Raw genomic sequence first — 17,931 nt, 5'->3', positions numbered from 1 at the left:
TACTAGAATCTAAAATGTGAAAATGCTTTGTTAGCCTCTGCCATTCTGTGCGTATCGTCTTTCTTTTTAACGGCAGCACCTTCACCTTTAGCAGCAGCGATAATTTCGCCTGCTAACCTGTCTTTCATTGTTTTCTCACCTCTTTTACGAGCGTAAGAAATCATCCACTTAATACCCAGAGATACTCTGCGGTCTGGTCTAACCTCAGTCGGCACCTGGAAGGTAGCTCCTCCTACTCTACGGCTTTTCACCTCAACGCTCGGCATGATGTTGTTCAATGCCTTCTTCCAGGTTTCAAGTCCGTTTTCTTTTGTTCTTTGCTCTATCAGCTCTACAGCGTCATAGAAGATCCCGTAGGCAATACTTTTCTTTCCGTCTTCCATCATGTAGTTAACGAAACGTGTTACCAGGGTCTCTTTATATTTTGGATCTGGGAGGAGAATCCTACTTTTCGGCTTTGCTTTTCTCATTGTATTAAAACGCTATATTTATTTCTTTTTACCTTTTGCACCACCTTTAGCAGCTGCTGCAGCCTGTCCCGGCTTAGGTCGTTTGGCGCCATACTTGGAGCGCGACTGAAGACGGCCACTTACACCGGCAGTATCCAAAGCACCGCGCACAATGTGGTAACGCACGCCTGGCAGATCTTTTACCCTGCCACCTCTTATCAGCACAATAGAGTGCTCCTGCAGGTTGTGGCCTTCACCCGGAATATAGGCGTTTACTTCTTTACCGTTTGTGAGCCTAACCCTTGCCACTTTACGCATGGCCGAGTTTGGTTTCTTAGGCGTAGTAGTATATACCCGCGTACATACGCCACGGCGCTGTGGGCATGAATCTAGTGCAGGAGACTTTGACTTTGATGTCAGTTTCTCTCTGCCCTTTCTTACTAATTGCTGTATAGTAGGCATTTACAATATGTTAATTATAGATTTTTCCACTTTAAAATTTGGTCTGCAAAGGTATAAAATTGAAATAGCAATGTCAAAAATTTAATGCATTAATTATTAGCATCTTAGGCTTCTCCCATCGTGCCGCCGAAGTTCATCGGGAAAGACGGGGCTTCCTGCGCCTGCTTTATTTCACCAAAGTTTTCTTCAAATTTAGTGATGTTATCGGCCAGAGCAGCCAATAATCGTTTGGCATGCTCTGGCGTGATAACAACTCTTGATTTAACTTTTGCTTTGGGAAGACCTGGCATCAAGCGAATAAAATCAATTACAAATTCGCTGCTGGAGTGCGCTATCATGGCTAGATTCGCATACTGGCCCTCAGCTATCTCCTCCGACAACTCTATGTTTATTTGATTCTGCTTCTGCATGTCCTCTGCCATACCTCTGTTCTTTTACTTTGCTAATTCCTGCTGTTTGGCACGTGTGCCGGAGGTCTTCTTAGACTCCATTAACGAATCATACTCTTCCTGGCTTCCCACAATCAGGTTCTGATATTCTCTCAGACCTGTACCAGCCGGAATCAGGTGCCCTACAATCACGTTTTCTTTAAGGCCAAGCAACTCATCCGCTTTACCTTTAATAGCAGCCTCGCTCAATACCTTAGTAGTTTCTTGGAACGATGCCGCAGAAATAAAGCTCTGCGTACCCAACGACGCCTGTGTGATACCCTGCAGCGTCGGACGTGACACAGATGGCTGTGCATCGCGCACAGTTACCAGACGCATATCACGACGTTTCAGGCTGGAGTTCTCATCACGCAGTCTGCGGGCCGTTACAATTTGTCCCGGCTTCAGGTTTACAGACTCTCCTGAATCTTCCACTACTTTCATGTCGATGATTCTGTCGTTCTCTTCCATGAAAGCAATTTTATCTACTACCTGGTGCTCCAGGAAGCTGGTATCACCCGGGTCCACGACCACTACTTTCTGCATCATCTGGCGTACTACTGTTTCGATGTGCTTGTCGTTGATCTTCACACCCTGCAGACGGTATACTTCCTGGATCTCATTTACCAGGTATTCCTGCACGGCACCGGGACCCTGAATATTCAGGATATCGCTTGGCGTAATAGCACCATCCGAAAGCGGCATACCGGCACGGATAAAGTCATTGTCCTGCACCAGAATGTGCTTTGAAAGCGGCACCATATACTTCTTCTTCACGCCGTCTTTCGACTCGATAAAGATTTCACGGTTACCTCGTTTCACGTTGCCATACGTTACCACGCCGTCAATCTCTGACACGACGGCCGGGTTAGACGGGTTACGTGCTTCAAACAGTTCGGTAACACGTGGCAGACCTCCTGTAATATCACGGGTTTTACCAATGGCACGCGGGATTTTCACCAGAATCTGACCGGCTTTGATTTTATCGCCGTCCTCTACTGTTAAGTGTGCTCCTACCGGAATGTTATAGCCTTTTGGTTCTCCATTCTTCGGATTCACGATGATAGCAGGGTTCTGCGTTTTGTCCTTTGTGTCTACAATTACCTTCTCACGATAGCCAGTCTGCTCATCCGATTCCTCGCGGTAAGTAACACCCTCGATAATGGACTCATACGCAATCTCCCCATCAAACTCAGATAGGATAACTGCATTATAAGGATCCCAGCTACATAAAGGCTGACCTTTTTCCACTGCCTGGCCTTCTTCTACAGTCAGGAAAGAGCCATAAGGCACGTGGTTGCTGATAAGCAGCTTGCCGGAAGCAGGATCAACGAGTTTAACCTCGCCTGAACGACCCATTACTACCCTTACCGGCTCCCCTTCGTTGTTTATTGTTTCTAATGTTCTGACATCTTCGAACTCTACCTGTCCATTGAACTTGGCAAAGATCGTCGCATCTACCGCGATGTTTGAGGCAGTACCACCGACGTGGAAAGTACGAAGTGTCAGCTGTGTACCTGGTTCACCTATGGATTGTGCGGCAATTACACCAACAGCCTCGCCTTTCTGCACCATAAAGCCTGTCGCCAGGTTACGGCCATAGCATTTGGCACAAATACCACGCTTAGACTCACAGGTGAGTACGGAGCGTATTTCTACGGCTTCGATAGCTGTGTTCTCTATGGCACGGGCAACTTCTTCTGTTACTTCCTGACCAGCTTCAACTATCAGCTCATTGCTAATCGGGTTATATACATCATGCACCGTTACACGACCGAGGATACGCTCTGAGAGTGTTTCCACAATATCCTCATTATCTTTCAGGGCGCTTACCTCCAGACCACGCAATGTACCGCAGTCTTCCTCGTTCACAATCACGTCCTGCGATACGTCAACCAAACGGCGTGTCAGGTAACCGGCATCCGCTGTTTTAAGCGCTGTATCGGCCAGACCTTTACGTGCGCCGTGTGTAGAGATGAAATACTCGATTACATCCAGTCCCTCCTTAAAGTTAGAAAGAATTGGGTTCTCGATGATTTCACCTACTGAGCCTTGTAGCGATTTCTGTGGCTTGGCCATCAGACCGCGCATACCTCCCAACTGGCGAATCTGCTCTCTGGAACCACGGGCGCCGGAGTGCATCATCATAAAGATGGAGTTAAAGCCCTGATCGTCATTCTCCAGGCGGCGCATCAGCGTTTCCGTAATCTGGTTGTTGATACGCGTCCAGATATCAATCACCTGGTTGTAGCGCTCGTTATCTGTAATCAGACCCATAGAGTAGTTTTGCCAAACAGCATCTACATCTTTTTTGGCCTGCGCAACCAATATGTCTTTTTCAGCAGGTATAGAGATATCTCCCAGACCCATGGACAGACCACCTTTGTAGGCAGACTGGAACCCAAGCGTTTTGATATCATCCAGGAAGTGGGCGGTACGCGCCATACCTGTTTCTTTGAATACACGGGAGATAATTTGCTGCAGTTTTTTCTTCGTCAGCAATTCATCAATATAACCTACCTCAGCAGGAACAAACTGGTTAAAAATAACGCGGCCGGCTACCGTTTCAATCAATTTATTCTCGATTTCGCCTTTCTCGTTTTTAACGTTTGTTCTTACTTTGATGTAAGCATGCTTCGACAGAATGCCTTCGTTGATGGCAATGACAACTTCCTCCGGCGAGTAAAAGCTCATGCCTTCGCCGGCTATTTTCTCGTTTTCAGTGCTGCGCTTTCCTTTAGATACATAGTATAAACCAAGTACCATGTCCTGAGAAGGCACAGCAATCGGCGCTCCGTTTGCAGGGTTCAGGATGTTGTGCGATGCCAGCATCAGCATAGACGCTTCCAGTACAGCAGCAGGCCCCAGTGGAACATGTACCGCCATCTGGTCACCGTCAAAGTCAGCGTTGAAAGCTGTACATACCAATGGGTGCAGCTGAATCGCTTTTCCTTCGATCAGTTTTGGCTGGAAAGCCTGTATACCTAACCTGTGGAGCGTAGGAGCACGGTTCAGGAGTACTGGATGGCCTTTCAGCACGTTCTCCAGGATATCCCACACCACAGGGTCCTTGCGGTCCACTATTTTCTTCGCGGACTTCACCGTTTTCACGATGCCTCTTTCGATCAGCTTGCGGATGATGAACGGCTTGAAGAGCTCGGCGGCCATGTTCTTCGGCAGTCCGCACTCATGCAGTTTCAGTTCAGGGCCAACCACAATTACCGAACGGCCGGAGTAGTCTACACGCTTACCGAGCAGGTTTTGGCGGAAACGCCCCTGCTTGCCTTTCAGCATGTCAGAGAGCGACTTCAGCGCACGGTTTCCTTCTGCACGAACAGCGTTCACTTTGCGTGAGTTGTCGAACAGCGAATCCACCGCTTCCTGCAACATACGCTTCTCGTTACGAAGTATAACTTCCGGTGCTTTGATCTCTATCAGGCGCTTCAAACGGTTGTTACGGATGATCACGCGTCGGTACAGGTCGTTTAAGTCGGATGTAGCGAAACGGCCACCATCCAACGGCACCAGCGGACGAAGCTCCGGCGGTATTACAGGCACCATGCGGATGATCATCCACTCTGGCCTGTTCTCAATACGGGTGGCAGCATCGCGGAATGCTTCTACCACACGCAGGCGCTTTAAGGCATCGGCCTTACGCTGCTGAGAGGTTTCGTGTGCGGCAGCATGGCGCAACTCATAGGATAAATCATCCAGGTTGATGCGCTCCAACAGCATTTGCAACGACTCTGCGCCCATCTTCGCGATAAACTTGTTTGGATCATTGTTATCCAGCATCTGGTTTTCGCGCGGCAGCTTATCGATCATATCCAGGTATTCGTCTTCTGTCAGGAAGTCCAGTGTGTTCACACCATCTTCTGCCAGTATACCTGGTTGAATCACGACATATCTTTCATAATAGATAATCTGATCCAGCTTTTTAGTTGGCAGGCCGAGCAGATAACCTATTTTATTCGGAAGTGACTTAAAGTACCAGATATGCGCCACCGGAACAACCAGTTCGATGTGGCCCATGCGCTCGCGGCGCACTTTTTTCTCGGTTACCTCTACCCCGCAACGGTCGCAGATAATACCTTTATACCTGATTCTCTTATACTTTCCGCAGTGGCATTCCCAATCCTTTACGGGCCCGAATATTCTTTCGCAGAAAAGGCCGCCCATCTCAGGCTTGTAAGTTCTATAATTTATGGTCTCAGGTTTTACGACCTCTCCGTTGGAACGCTCCAGAATTGACTCCGGAGAAGCTAAGCTTATTGTTACTTTAGAAAAGTCCTGAGATAGTTTTTTATTTTTTGCAAATGCCATATTATTATAATAATGTCAATACAATGAATATGTTTTACAGCGCAATCAGTTTAAAGTATAAGTCAGGCGCTAAAGCTTCCTGCTCTAACGCCTGATTTATACCTGCTTATTCCAGCGTGATTTCCAGCGCCAAACCTCTTAACTCATGAATCAATAAGTTGAATGATTCCGGTATATTTGGTTTTGGCAACACATCGCCTTTTACAATTGCCTCGTAAGCTTTTGCACGGCCAATCACGTCGTCTGATTTTACTGTCAGTATTTCCTGCAGCACGTTCGAAGCACCGAAGGCCTCCAACGCCCACACCTCCATCTCACCAAAGCGCTGGCCACCAAACTGGGCTTTACCACCCAAAGGCTGCTGTGTGATAAGCGAGTATGGCCCGATAGAACGCGCGTGCATCTTATCATCCACCAGGTGACCCAGTTTCAGCATGTAGATTACGCCTACTGTAACCGGCTGGTCAAAACGTTCGCCACTCAGGCCATCGTACAGGTATGAACGGCCATATACCGGCAAGCCTGCCTCAGCCAGTTCAGCAGAAACCTGCTCTTCGGTAGCACCGTCAAAAATCGGCGTCGCATATGTTCTGCCCAATTTAAGACCTGCCCATCCAAGCACTGTTTCGTAGATCTGACCGATGTTCATCCTCGAAGGCACACCAAGCGGATTCAGCACAATGTCCATCGGCGTTCCGTCTTCCAGGAATGGCATATCCTCCTCACGAACGATTCTGGCTACCACACCTTTGTTACCGTGACGTCCGGCCATCTTGTCACCAACTTTCAGCTTACGCTTTTTGGCAATGTATACTTTGGCCAGTTGCACGATACCTGCCGGTAATTCGTCACCGACTTCAAGCGTAAAGCGTTCACGCTTAAAGTGTGCTGATACGATGTTGCGGCGCTTGTTGTAGTTCTTCACCAGTTCCAGCAGCATGCTGTTGGTCTTCTCGTCGCTGGTCCAGTTCTCCAGAATCAGGTCTTTAAACATGTTGACCTCTTCCGGCACTGCATAGTTGCTCTCGTCCTTGTAGGGGTTCTTTTCCGGGAAAAGGGCCTCAACAATATTCTTTCTCGAGAACTTTGAGCCTTTTGTCAGAATTTCGTCACCGAACTTATGTTTGATACCTTGTGAGGTCTTGCCTTCCAGCAATGCCACCAGCTTGTCTGCCATTATATTTTTTATAACGGTCAGATCTTTGCTATACCTGGCTTTCAGTTCTTCGACTTCTTTCTTAGACTTGGCTCTAAGGTTCTTGTCTTTCTTAGGGCGGGAGAACAGCTTTGTCTCGATCACCACACCATTCAGTGAGGGCGGCGCCTTAAGCGATGCATCTTTCACATCACCGGCTTTGTCCCCGAAAATGGCACGCAACAGCTTCTCCTCTGGTGTTGGATCCGTCTCTCCTTTCGGCGTAATCTTACCAATCAGAATGTCGCCCTCCGTTACCTCGGCGCCAATGCGGATAATACCATTCTCATCGAGGTTGCGAACTGCTTCTTCGCTTACGTTCGGAATTTCAGAAGTTAATTCTTCCTCTCCACGTTTCGTCTCCCGCACTTCCAGTTCAAACTCTTCGATGTGGATAGACGTGAACACATCGTCGCGTACTACCTTTTCGGAAATAACAATCGCATCTTCAAAGTTGTATCCTTGCCATGGCATGAACGCTACCTGCAGGTTTCTGCCCAGGGCCAGTTCTCCTTCGTTTGTAGCATATCCTTCGCACAGCGGCTGTCCTTTTGTTACGCGCTCACCTGTTTTCACAAGCGGCGTCAGGTTGATACAGGTATCCTGGTTTGTCCTTCTGAACTTGATAAGCTTGTAGGTAACATACTCGGCATCAAACGAAACCAATTTCTCGTCATCTGTCAGGTCATACTTCACCACAATCTTACTTGCATCCACAAAGTCGATCATACCATCTCCTTCAGCTATAACGAGCGCTCTGGAGTCTATGGCAGCTCTTCTTTCCAGGCCTGTACCCACAATCGGCGCCTGCGCCTTAAGTAATGGCACAGCCTGGCGTTGCATGTTCGAACCCATCAGGGCACGGTTGGCATCATCGTGCTCCAGGAAAGGAATCATCGAGGCAGCCACCGATACAATCTGGTTCGGCGCAACGTCCATATAAGTATAAGTATTAGGCTCTTCTACCGGGAAGTCACCCTCAAAGCGGCCTTTTACTCTTTCGTTCAGGAAATTACCTTTTTCATCCAGCAGGGCATTTGCCTGTGCGATGTGGTGGGTGTCTTCTTCTTCGGCGGTTAAATATTCCACCTGACCGTCCATCTCCACTTTTCCATCCACAACCTTGCGGTATGGTGTTTCGATGAAGCCCATGTGATTAACGCGCGCGTGCACGCACAGCGAAGATATCAGGCCGATGTTCGGACCTTCCGGTGTTTCAATGGTACACAGGCGGCCGTAGTGCGTGTAATGCACGTCACGCACCTCAAAACCGGCACGCTCTCTGGACAGACCACCAGGCCCCAGGGCAGAAACGCGACGTTTGTGCGTTACTTCAGCCAGCGGGTTTGTCTGGTCCATGAACTGCGACAGCTGGTTGGTACCAAAGAAAGAGTTGATAACAGAAGACAGTGTGCGCGCATTGATCAGGTCAACCGGCTTGAAATCTTCGTTATCGCGCACGTTCATACGCTCCTTGATGGTACGGGCCATACGCGCCAGTCCAACACCAAATTGCGCATACAACTGCTCGCCTACTGTTCTCACGCGTCTGTTGCTCAGGTGGTCAATATCATCCACCACGGCTTTAGAGTTTATCAGGCCGATCAGGTATTTTACGATCAGCACGATGTCCTCATTTGTCAGCACTTTGGCATCCCAGTTCGTGTCGAGGCCCAGCTTTTTGTTGATTCTGTAACGACCAACTTCACCCAGATCATACCGTTTGTCTGAGAAGAACAGCTTCTGAATGATATCGCGGGCTGTTTCTACGTCCGGCGCTTCTGTATTGCGCAGTTGTCGGTAAATTTGCTCTACTGCTTCCTGCTCAGAGTTAGAGTTATCTTTCTGCAGCGTATTGTAGATAATCGCATAATCGGCGATGTTTACATTCTCACGGTGCAGAATAATAGACTTCACACCTGAGTTTATGATAACATCCACATCATCTGCTTCAATCTCGGAGTCGCGCTCCAGCAGCACTTCATTCCGGTCGATGGAAACCACCTCACCGGTATCTTCATCCACGAAATCTTCTGTCCATGTTTTCAGAACACGTGCCGCCAACCGTCTGCCGATAGCATTCTTCAGATTTGCTTTATCTGCCGGAATCTCTTCTGAAAGGCCGAACAGATCAAGTATATCTTTGTCGGTACCATAACCTATAGCACGCAGCAAGGTTGTAACCGGAAACTTCTTCTTACGGTCGATATAGGCATACATGACGTTGTTTACGTCTGTAGCAAATTCAACCCAGGAACCTTTAAATGGAATAATTCTGGCAGAATATAGTTTTGTTCCATTTGTGTGCTTACTTTGCGCAAAGAAAACACCCGGTGATCGGTGCAGCTGAGACACGATAACGCGCTCAGCTCCATTAATGACAAAAGAACCTTTTTCTGTCATGTATGGGATGTTACCCAGAAACACCTCCTGCTCAATCGTTTCGAAGTCTTCATTGTCTTCGTCGTTACAGATCAGGCGGAGTTTTGCCTTTAACGGCACAGAGTAGGTTAATCCCCTGTCGATGCTCTCATCAACAGAATACTTTGGAGGGTCAACATGATAATCGATAAACTCCAATACGAAGTTTTCTCGGGAATCGGAAATAGGGAAGTTCTCGGCAAACACCTTGAACAATCCCTCCTGAGCTCTATTTTCGGCAGGGGTTTCCAGCTGAAAGAAATCCTGAAACGACTGTAGCTGAACATCAAGAAAGTCAGGGTAGTCGATAACATGATTTATAGAGGCAAAATTGATTCGCTCTTTCGTCTTATTCTTAGCCAAAGCCATGGAATTTTACGTTTATAATCATTTATAAGCACACAGAGTCCAAAACAACTGCGGGCAAGAAAGAATTCAAATAAATTTGAATCTATGTACAAACAGGAAAAGACCTGACGAATCTGCCAGGTCTACCTGTTTGCGGTATGTGGGTAAGTGAGATTATTTAACCTCCACTTCTGCGCCAGCTTCTTCCAGAGATTTCTTCAATGAATCTGCTTCGTCCTTTGCAACACCTTCTTTGATTGCTTTAGGAGCACCGTCTACCAGTTCTTTTGCCTCTTTCAGGCCAAGACCAGTCAATTCTTTTACTAGCTTCACAACTGCTAACTTAGAGGCACCAGCTGCCTTAAGGATTACGTCAAAAGAAGTTTGTTCTTCTGCAGCAGCTCCTCCTTCAGCACCACCGCCACCAGCAACCATTACAGGCGCTGCAGCAGCTGGCTCGATGCCATACTCATCCTTAAGAATAGTAGCTAGCTCATTAACCTCTTTAACAGTTAAGTTTACTAACTGCTCAGCGAATGCTTTCAAATCTGCCATTTTTATTTCAATTAAAAGTTACTTATTGATTACGTTTTTAAATTATTCTTTTTCTGATAAGGTCTTCAGGATACCAGCCAGCTTACCACCGCTGCTCTGTAGGGCAGAAACAACATTTTTGGCAGGAGACTGCAGCAATCCGATAACATCGCCGATAAGCTCTTGCTTGGACTTGATTTTGGTTAAGTTCTCAAGCTGTTCTTCGCCTACGTAAATGCCACTGTCGATAAATGCGCCTTTCAGAAGTGGAAGGGTGCGGCCCGTTTTTCTGAAATCCTTTAAAAGCTTGGCTGGGGCATTGCCCGACTCGGTAGAGAACAGAATACCGGAAGCGCCCTTCAGAACACCCTGCAGTTCTGTTGTATCAGCGCTAAGCGTTTCAAGCGCCTTTTTGATCAATGTGTTCTTGTAAACCTTGTATTCTATACCTCTGTCGAATGCTAATCTTCTGAATGCATTGATGCCCGCAACAGTCATGGTCGAAGCATCGGTGATATAGAAGTAGTTAGTATTAGCTAACTTCTCGCTCAGGTCCCGTACAATTATTTCTTTTTCTTCCCTGGTCATATCTCTAGATAGCTAAGTTCTTGTCAACGGTTACAGCGGGGCTCATGGTGCTGGACAACGTGATGCTCCTGATATAGGTACCCTTTGCAGAAGCCGGCTTCAGGCGATTGAGTGTATGAATAACCTCGGCTGCATTGGCGGCCAGCTGTTCTGCTGAAAAAGATACTTTACCTACGCTGGTGTGGATGATACCAAATTTATCTACTTTAAAGTCGATTTTACCGGCTTTAACCTCTTTCACCGCTTTGGCAACATCCTGCGTAACAGTACCGGATTTAGGGTTTGGCATCAGGTTACGTGGTCCCAGGATTCTACCCAGACGACCTACTTTGGCCATTACAGCAGGCATGGTGATAATCACATCCACATCTGTCCAGCCTTTTTCAATTTTCTGAATATAATCGTCCAGACCTACATAATCGGCACCGGCATCGCGTGCTTCCTGCTCTTTGTCAGGTGTAACAAGCGCAAGCACTTTGATATCCTTACCCGTGCCGTGCGGCAGTGTAACAATACCGCGTACCATCTGGTCTGCTTTGCGCGGGTCAACACCCAGGCGCACATCAATGTCTACAGAAGCATCAAACTTAGTATAAGTGATATCTTTTACTACGCCGGCAGCATCTGTTAAAGCATACTCTTTAGAAAGATCGGCTTTACTTAAAGCCTCTTTTCTTTTCTTTGAATTCTTCGCCATTTCCTTCGCTTATTAGTCGTTCCACGGAGCGTTACCAGATACTGTAATGCCCATGCTTCTGGCTGTACCGGCTACTTGCTTCATAGCTGATTCTATTTTGAAAGCATTTAAATCAGGCATTTTAGTTTCTGCGATCTCCCTAATCTGATCCCATGTAACTGAACCTACTTTGTTACGGTTTGGCTCTTTAGAACCTCCCTTAATTTTAGCAGCATCCATTAACAATACCGGAGCAGGCGGTGTTTTCACCACAAAGTCGAAGGACTTATCTGCGTACATTGTAATCAATACTGGTAACACTTGCCCGGCCTTATCCTGAGTTCTGGCATTAAACTGCTTACAGAACTCCATGATGTTGAGGCCTTTAGAACCAAGTGCAGGTCCTACCGGTGGCGATGGATTCGCGGCACCTCCCTTTATCTGAAGCTTCAGATAACCTTTTATTTCCTTTGCCATTATTTGTTTTTACTACGATTCTTTTTCCACTTGCATGTAATTGAGCTCCACTGGGGTGTTCCGGCCAAATATTTTAACCATCACGTTCAGCTTCTTACGCTCCTCAAACACTTCTTCTACTGTTCCGGAAAATCCGCTGAAAGGACCATCCATTACTTTCACCAGTTCGCCTACTATAAACGGCGTATCCAGCACTTCTACCTGTTCTTCGGCCTCATCTACGGTTCCCAGTATTCTGTTTACCTCCGACTGGCGCAAGGGTACCGGCTTTTTAATATTGGCTCCTTCGTTTGAGCCTAAAAAGCCAATAACACCCGGTGTACTGATAATAATGTGTTCTGCTTCGCCATGCGAAAGATCTGCGTGCACAAGCACATAGCCGGGAAAGAAATTACGCTCCCTGATTCGCTTTTTGCCGGCCCGCATCTCGTATACTTTCTCCGCCGGTATTAATACCTGCGGCACGTATTCTTCCAGGTTCTGCCGTATTACCTCGTTTTCGAGATAAGCTTTTGCTTTCTTTTCCTGTCCACTAACTGCGCGCACTACATACCATTTTAAATCAGCCATAGCTTTCTATTAAAACTGGTTGTAAAACCATGTCAGCGTTGTATCGAATGCAAAATCCATTACACCAACTACCAGAGCAAAAATTACAGAGCCAATCAATACCAGCACAGAACTGTTCTGCAGTTCAGAATAACTTGGCCAGGAGACCTTTGTCTTCATCTCCTCTACCGTCTCGTTTATATAGCTGCTTACCTTGCTCATACTTCGCTTTACCAGATAGTTTAAAAATGCACGGGTGGAGAGACTCGAACTCCCAGCCAATGGTTTTGGAGACCACTACTCTACCAATTGAGCTACACCCGTAAAAAAATGCACGCCATTTTTCTCAAATGGAGTGCAAATTTATGTAATACTTTTTATTATAACAAACCCGTTCCCGAAAATCTTCCAGGAGCGGGTTTGTTTAAGGTCATTAGTCAAGGATTTCAGTTACCTGGCCGGCACCTACTGTTCTGCCACCCTCACGGATAGCGAAACGCAGACCTTTCTCCATGGCTACCTTGTTGATTAACTTCACCGTGATAGTGATGTTGTCGCCTGGCATAACCATTTCTACACCTTCCGGCAGCATAATTTCGCCTGTAACGTCTGTTGTACGCAGGTAGAACTGCGGACGATACTTGTTAAAGAATGGCGTGTGACGGCCACCTTCTTCTTTGGACAGTACGTAAACTTCAGCTTTGAACTCTGTGTGCGGCTTCACGGAACCTGGCTTACAGATAACCATACCACGACGGATATCAGATTTCTCTATACCACGCAGCAGCAGACCAACGTTGTCACCAGCTTCGCCTCTGTCGAGTATCTTGCGGAACATCTCAACACCAGTAACAACTGATTTCAAGTTTTCAGCACCCATACCCAGAATTTCTACCGGCTCGCCAGAGTTGATTACACCACGCTCGATACGGCCGGTAGCAACAGTACCACGACCAGTGATAGAGAACACGTCTTCAACAGGCATCAGGAAAGGAAGGTCCACCAGACGCTCAGGAAGCGGAATCCAGTTATCAACAGCTTCCATCAAATCTTCGATAGACTTCACCCATTTTGCATCGCCGTTCAGACCGCCGAGAGCAGAACCCTGAATTACAGGAATGTTATCGCCATCGAAATCATAGAAAGAAAGCAGTTCACGAATTTCCATCTCCACCAGCTCTAACAGCTCGGGATCATCCACCATGTCTACTTTGTTCATAAATACCACCAGCTGCGGAACACCTACCTGACGGGCAAGCAGGATATGCTCACGCGTTTGCGGCATCGGGCCGTCAGTAGCAGCTACTACCAGGATAGCACCGTCCATCTGGGCAGCACCAGTAACCATGTTCTTCACATAGTCAGCGTGACCCGGGCAGTCAACGTGTGCATAGTGGCGGTTCTCAGTAGCATATTCTACGTGAGACGTATTGATAGTAATACCTCTTTCTTTTTCCTCTGGTGCGTTATCGATAGAAGAGAAATCTCTCATCTGAGCCAGACCTTTGCCAGCCAATACCTGGGTAATGGCAGCAGTCAAAGTTGTTTTGCCGTGGTCAACGTGACCGATTGTACCGATGTTTACGTGCGGTTTGCTACGGTCAAATGTTTCTTTAGCCATTGTATGATATTAAATTAAGGTTAAAACGTTTAAGTGTATGTTGCGCTTTTTAAACACGTAACGGACTTTGAGCCAACGATGGGAATTGAACCCACGACCTCTTCCTTACCAAGGAAGCACTCTACCCCTGAGCTACGTCGGCTTAAATATTTCCGAAGCGCCTAAATCTTAGCTTACAATAAAAAGGAATTCCATCGAAATGAAGTTCCTTTCCTTAAAAAATCGCAAGTTAAAATCAATCTCTTCTTAAAATTGAGCGGGAGACGAGGGTCGAACTCGCGGCCTATAGCTTGGAAGGCTATCGCTCTACCAACTGAGCTACTCCCGCTTATTAATTTTGAATAACTGAATTCTGAATGAGTGAATAGAAAAACAAGAATATTATTCAATCATTCAATATTCAACCGTGGGGAGAGCAGGATTCGAACCTGCGAAAGCTTACGCTAACGGAGTTACAGTCCGTTCCATTTGGCCACTCTGGAATCTCCCCAAAAGCTGATTCTACGTCAAATCAGCAGAACGTTTCCTCTCAAAGTTTCCGCTTCAGAAGCGTTCTTCGGTTTAAGGAGATGCAAAATTAACCGCTTTTTCTTTCCTGTCAAATATTCTCTGAAAAAAAGTTAAAATAATTACGGCAATCTGCCTTCAGGCACTCAGTTATACATCTCCAGCAGGCGCTCGTCCTTCTCCTGCTGCCTGATTTTCTGCAATACCTGCTGCACTTCCGGCCGCTCCGACATCACCATAAGTGCCTGATAGGCTGAACCTCTTACATAGTATAAATTATTGTTTTGGGCCAAGTCGGCGAGCAGCGCAATGGCTTCCGGGGTATTGGACTGGCTGTTGCTGGCCAGGTAAGCCCCAAAGCTTTGCAACAGGTAATACAGCGTGCCTCCTTTCGCCTGCTTCACCTGTTTCATAAACCAGTCATACTTCTCCGGGCCGCCCTGCACGGCGTAGTAAGTGGCCAGCGCTAACACAATTTCTTCGTTTTTTTCCTGATCAAACCTGGCCAGTTTAGCTTTGACATCGGGTGCGCCCGTGCCGGCATAAGCCAGAATACCCGCCGCTGCTGCCTGATAAGAGCTGTCTTTCAGCGCCTGCTCGTAAATGGTTTTATACTTGCCTGCACCCCAGCCTGCCAGGGTAAGTATGGCGTCGGCACGCACAGCGCCTCTTTCATCGTGTTGTGCCAGCTGCTTGATTTCATTTTCTACTACGGCAGCCTGGCCTTCTTTCAGGCTGCTGAGCGTGTTAACGGCCATACTTCGCACACGCCAGAAATCGTCTTTCAGCGCTGCCTGCATCATTTTCATTACCTCCGGGTTTGCCAATTTATCCTTCAGGCCTGCTATGGCTGCAGCTTTGGCTGCAAAGCTGTTTGCATTGTAAAACTGGTACACCAGTTCCTGCTCCGTTTTATCATCGTCCACGGTACCTAACAATTGGTTCTCAGCATCAAACAGCACCAGTTGCGGTTGCGCCGGCACCTGGAAGGTGAAAGTTTGGTCTGCTTTGTCGATAACGATCGGATAATCTGCGCGCTTGCCATTGGCCCAAACCGCAACCTGAAGCGGCAGGCGGTACACAGGCATATAAGTCGTGTCCTGTTGCTGCACTACATGTAGCGTGAGTTGCCCGTTCTGATAAGTATGTTCCACTTTCAGTTCCGGGTGACCAGGCTTCATAAACCACTGGTTGAAAAACCACATCAGGTCTTTGCCTGTTACATCTTCAAAAGCCATGCGCAGCTCGGCAACCTCCACAGCAGTAAACTTGTTGCGCGTCAGGTATAAATTCAGGGAGGCCCACCAGGCATCGTCGCCTACCAGTTTGCGGAGCATGTGCAGCACGCGGCCTCCCTTGGCGTAGGAGTGCGCATCAAACATGTCTTCGCGGTCTTTGTAGTAGTAACGGATGAGCGGCTCGCGTTTTGTCTCGGCTTCATCCAGGTACTGGCCCAACTCGTCCATCTGCAGGTAGGCCGCCTCATCAGGCCCGAATTTATGCTCTGCCCACAAGTATTCCGAATAGTTGGCAAACGACTCGTTAAGCGGCAGGTTAGACCAGGATTCCGTTGTTACATAATCACCAAACCACTGGTGAAACAGCTCGTGCGCGATGATGCCATCCCAGTTCTTGTCCAGCAGCTCGCGCTTGTTCAGTTGCAGATCTTCCATCAGCACGGTAGCAGACGTATTCTCCATTGCCCCCGATACAAAATCGCGCACCACAACCTGCGCATACTTAGCCCAGGGATAAGCCACACCCAACTTTGTAGAGAAAAACTCCATCATCTCAGGCGTGTGCCCGAAAATATCTTTGGCAGTGCCTTTGTAAGCCGGCTCCACATAATAGTTCACTTCCCTGTCGCGCCATTTGTCTTTTACTACGGCAAACTCACCAATCGCCATCATGGTCAAGTATGGCGCTGCGGGCAGTTCCTGTTTCCAGTAATCTGTTTTGGTGCCGTCGGCGTTCTGCCGCGAGTACATGAAGGCGCCGTTCGACAAAGTTGTATACTTCGGGTCAACAGTAATGTAAATATCCTGTGTCATGCGCTCATTCGGCGAGTCGGTGGTCGGGAACCAGGCAGAGTTGGCTTCTGTCTCGCCCTGTGTCCAGATCTCCTGCGGTTTGCCGGGCTCCTGCCCCAGCGGGTTGATAAAGTATAAGCCTTTGTTTTCGGTGATGGCTGCACTGCCGCCCGCCGGAAGCTCATTAGGCTTGGCTGTATAGTTTATCTCCACCACATATTGCTCGTCGCGGGTATATGTCTTATCAAGATGGATGGTGAGCTTTTGTCTGTCGTAGTCATACTTGAGCGGTGTGCCATCGTAACCTTTCATCAGGCTAACACTATGGATGTCCATACCTTTGGCATCGAGCACCAGCGTGTTCTGCGGGTAAAAGTATGGCTTGGCCGTAATTTCGGCGGTGCCGTTCAGGTATTGTTTCTGCCAGTCGAAGCTAACGCGCAAGGTCGTGTGCAGCAGGTCGTTCTCTAAGGTGCGGCTCGGGTTAAAAGTATACTTTTTAGGCGCCCAGGCAGGCACGCTGTCGGCAGGGGCAGCCTCTTTAACTGCTGTTGCTACGGGAGCCGTATTTGTATCAGCAACGGTTTTACTTGTTCCGCAGCCCGTGGTAAAAGCCATGGCTGCCATCAGGCCAACCGCACTTAAAAACCTATGATTCATGGGGATTGTTTTAATTTTGAAGGCAAGTTCTAAAAATACTCTGAGAAAACCTTTAACTTTAAGGTCTTAAAACCACACAAACAAAAGATGCTCCAGGTAAAAACCGCTAACGGCAAAACACGGCAGGTTGATATACAGAAAGACAATATACTTCTGGATGGCGCTCCGTTTAGCTGGGACATCTCCCCTATTGGGCCGGGAACTTACCATATTATAAAAGACAGCAAATCGTATACGGCAGAGGTGGTTTCGGCAGATTACCAGGCCAAAACTTTTACGTTTAAAATAAACGGCATCACCCAAACGATAAGTGTAAAAGACCGTTTTGATTTGCTGCTGGATAAACTGGGGATGAGCGACGCCAACGCGCAGAAGGTAAACGACGTAAAAGCGCCCATGCCGGGGCTTATACTTGCTATAAAAGTGCAGCCGGGGCAGGAAGTAAAAAAAGGAGATCCCCTCATGATTCTGGAGGCTATGAAGATGGAGAATATCCTTAAATCACCGGGTGATGGCGTGGTGAAAGAAGTGAAAGTGCAGGAGCGGCAAAACGTGGAGAAGAACCAGGTGCTGATTCTTTTTTAATGCTATAAATAAACAAAGCGGCTGCCATGGCAGCCGCTTTGTTATGTAGAAACAAACCATAACCAATACCATAAATAC

Annotated in this window: 14 protein-coding genes and 4 tRNA genes; 1 reads left to right on the top strand and 17 read right to left on the bottom strand. The window is 47.5% G+C overall.

Annotation, left to right across the window (positions count from 1 at the left end; genetic code table 11):
- Positions 1-2: 2 nt before the first annotated feature.
- From rpsG to I2I11_RS01105, 17 genes are all read right to left on the bottom strand, one after another.
- The gene (gene rpsG / locus I2I11_RS01185; RefSeq protein ID WP_196265835.1) at positions 3-470 is read right to left on the bottom strand and encodes a 30S ribosomal protein S7; all 468 of its coding nucleotides are present in this window, start codon (positions 468-470) and stop codon (positions 3-5) included.
- A gap of 18 nt (positions 471-488) precedes the next feature.
- Entirely contained in the window at positions 489-911 is a 423-nt protein-coding gene (gene rpsL, locus I2I11_RS01180) for a 30S ribosomal protein S12 (RefSeq protein ID WP_196265834.1), read from the bottom strand.
- 104 nt (positions 912-1,015) lie between these two features.
- Entirely contained in the window at positions 1,016-1,333 is a 318-nt protein-coding gene (locus I2I11_RS01175; RefSeq protein ID WP_196265833.1) for a DUF3467 domain-containing protein, read from the bottom strand.
- Positions 1,334-1,345: 12 nt separating this feature from the next.
- Positions 1,346-5,662 carry a DNA-directed RNA polymerase subunit beta' gene (gene rpoC, locus I2I11_RS01170; RefSeq protein WP_196265832.1) on the bottom strand — a complete coding sequence of 1,439 codons (4,317 nt, stop codon included), beginning with the start codon at positions 5,660-5,662 and terminating at the stop codon, positions 1,346-1,348.
- Positions 5,663-5,768: 106 nt separating this feature from the next.
- Positions 5,769-9,647: a DNA-directed RNA polymerase subunit beta gene (gene rpoB, locus I2I11_RS01165; RefSeq protein ID WP_370582897.1), complete on the bottom strand. Its 3,879-nt coding sequence runs from the start codon at positions 9,645-9,647 to the stop codon at positions 5,769-5,771.
- 153 nt (positions 9,648-9,800) lie between these two features.
- Positions 9,801-10,181, bottom strand: coding sequence for a 50S ribosomal protein L7/L12 (gene rplL, locus I2I11_RS01160; protein ID WP_196265830.1), 381 nt, complete (start codon positions 10,179-10,181; stop codon positions 9,801-9,803).
- A gap of 42 nt (positions 10,182-10,223) precedes the next feature.
- A complete protein-coding gene (rplJ, locus tag I2I11_RS01155) occupies positions 10,224-10,748 on the bottom strand; it encodes a 50S ribosomal protein L10 (RefSeq protein ID WP_196265829.1) in 525 nt (174 codons plus the stop codon).
- A gap of 4 nt (positions 10,749-10,752) precedes the next feature.
- The gene (gene rplA, locus I2I11_RS01150) at positions 10,753-11,445 is read right to left on the bottom strand and encodes a 50S ribosomal protein L1 (protein WP_196265828.1); all 693 of its coding nucleotides are present in this window, start codon (positions 11,443-11,445) and stop codon (positions 10,753-10,755) included.
- A gap of 12 nt (positions 11,446-11,457) precedes the next feature.
- Complete coding sequence (gene rplK / locus I2I11_RS01145; RefSeq protein WP_196265827.1) at positions 11,458-11,901, bottom strand: 50S ribosomal protein L11; 444 nt, start codon at positions 11,899-11,901, stop codon at positions 11,458-11,460.
- A gap of 12 nt (positions 11,902-11,913) precedes the next feature.
- Complete coding sequence (gene nusG, locus I2I11_RS01140; protein ID WP_196265826.1) at positions 11,914-12,471, bottom strand: transcription termination/antitermination protein NusG; 558 nt, start codon at positions 12,469-12,471, stop codon at positions 11,914-11,916.
- A gap of 9 nt (positions 12,472-12,480) precedes the next feature.
- Positions 12,481-12,672, bottom strand: a complete 192-nt coding sequence (gene secE / locus I2I11_RS01135) for a preprotein translocase subunit SecE (RefSeq protein WP_196265825.1) — start codon at positions 12,670-12,672, stop codon at positions 12,481-12,483.
- 29 nt (positions 12,673-12,701) lie between these two features.
- Positions 12,702-12,774: transfer RNA gene (locus tag I2I11_RS01130), tRNA-Trp, on the bottom strand.
- A gap of 109 nt (positions 12,775-12,883) precedes the next feature.
- Positions 12,884-14,071: an elongation factor Tu gene (gene tuf, locus I2I11_RS01125; protein ID WP_196265824.1), complete on the bottom strand. Its 1,188-nt coding sequence runs from the start codon at positions 14,069-14,071 to the stop codon at positions 12,884-12,886.
- A gap of 70 nt (positions 14,072-14,141) precedes the next feature.
- A tRNA-Thr gene (locus I2I11_RS01120) sits at positions 14,142-14,213 on the bottom strand.
- A 113-nt stretch (positions 14,214-14,326) separates the two neighbouring features.
- A tRNA-Gly gene (locus I2I11_RS01115) sits at positions 14,327-14,399 on the bottom strand.
- 79 nt (positions 14,400-14,478) lie between these two features.
- Positions 14,479-14,561: transfer RNA gene (locus tag I2I11_RS01110), tRNA-Tyr, on the bottom strand.
- A 163-nt stretch (positions 14,562-14,724) separates the two neighbouring features.
- Positions 14,725-17,268: a M1 family metallopeptidase gene (locus I2I11_RS01105; protein ID WP_196265823.1), complete on the bottom strand. Its 2,544-nt coding sequence runs from the start codon at positions 17,266-17,268 to the stop codon at positions 14,725-14,727.
- A gap of 87 nt (positions 17,269-17,355) precedes the next feature.
- On the opposite strand from I2I11_RS01105, the gene I2I11_RS01100 reads away from it, so the two are divergent.
- A complete protein-coding gene (locus I2I11_RS01100) occupies positions 17,356-17,853 on the top strand; it encodes an acyl-CoA carboxylase biotin carboxyl carrier protein subunit (RefSeq protein ID WP_196265822.1) in 498 nt (165 codons plus the stop codon).
- Positions 17,854-17,931: the final 78 nt, after the last annotated feature.

It is taken from the genome of Pontibacter rufus (genome assembly GCF_015694705.1).
GTDB lineage: Bacteria > Bacteroidota > Bacteroidia > Cytophagales > Hymenobacteraceae > Pontibacter > Pontibacter rufus.
Note: the sequence above shows the minus strand (reverse complement) of the source record. Positions and strands in the feature narration are given on the sequence as shown.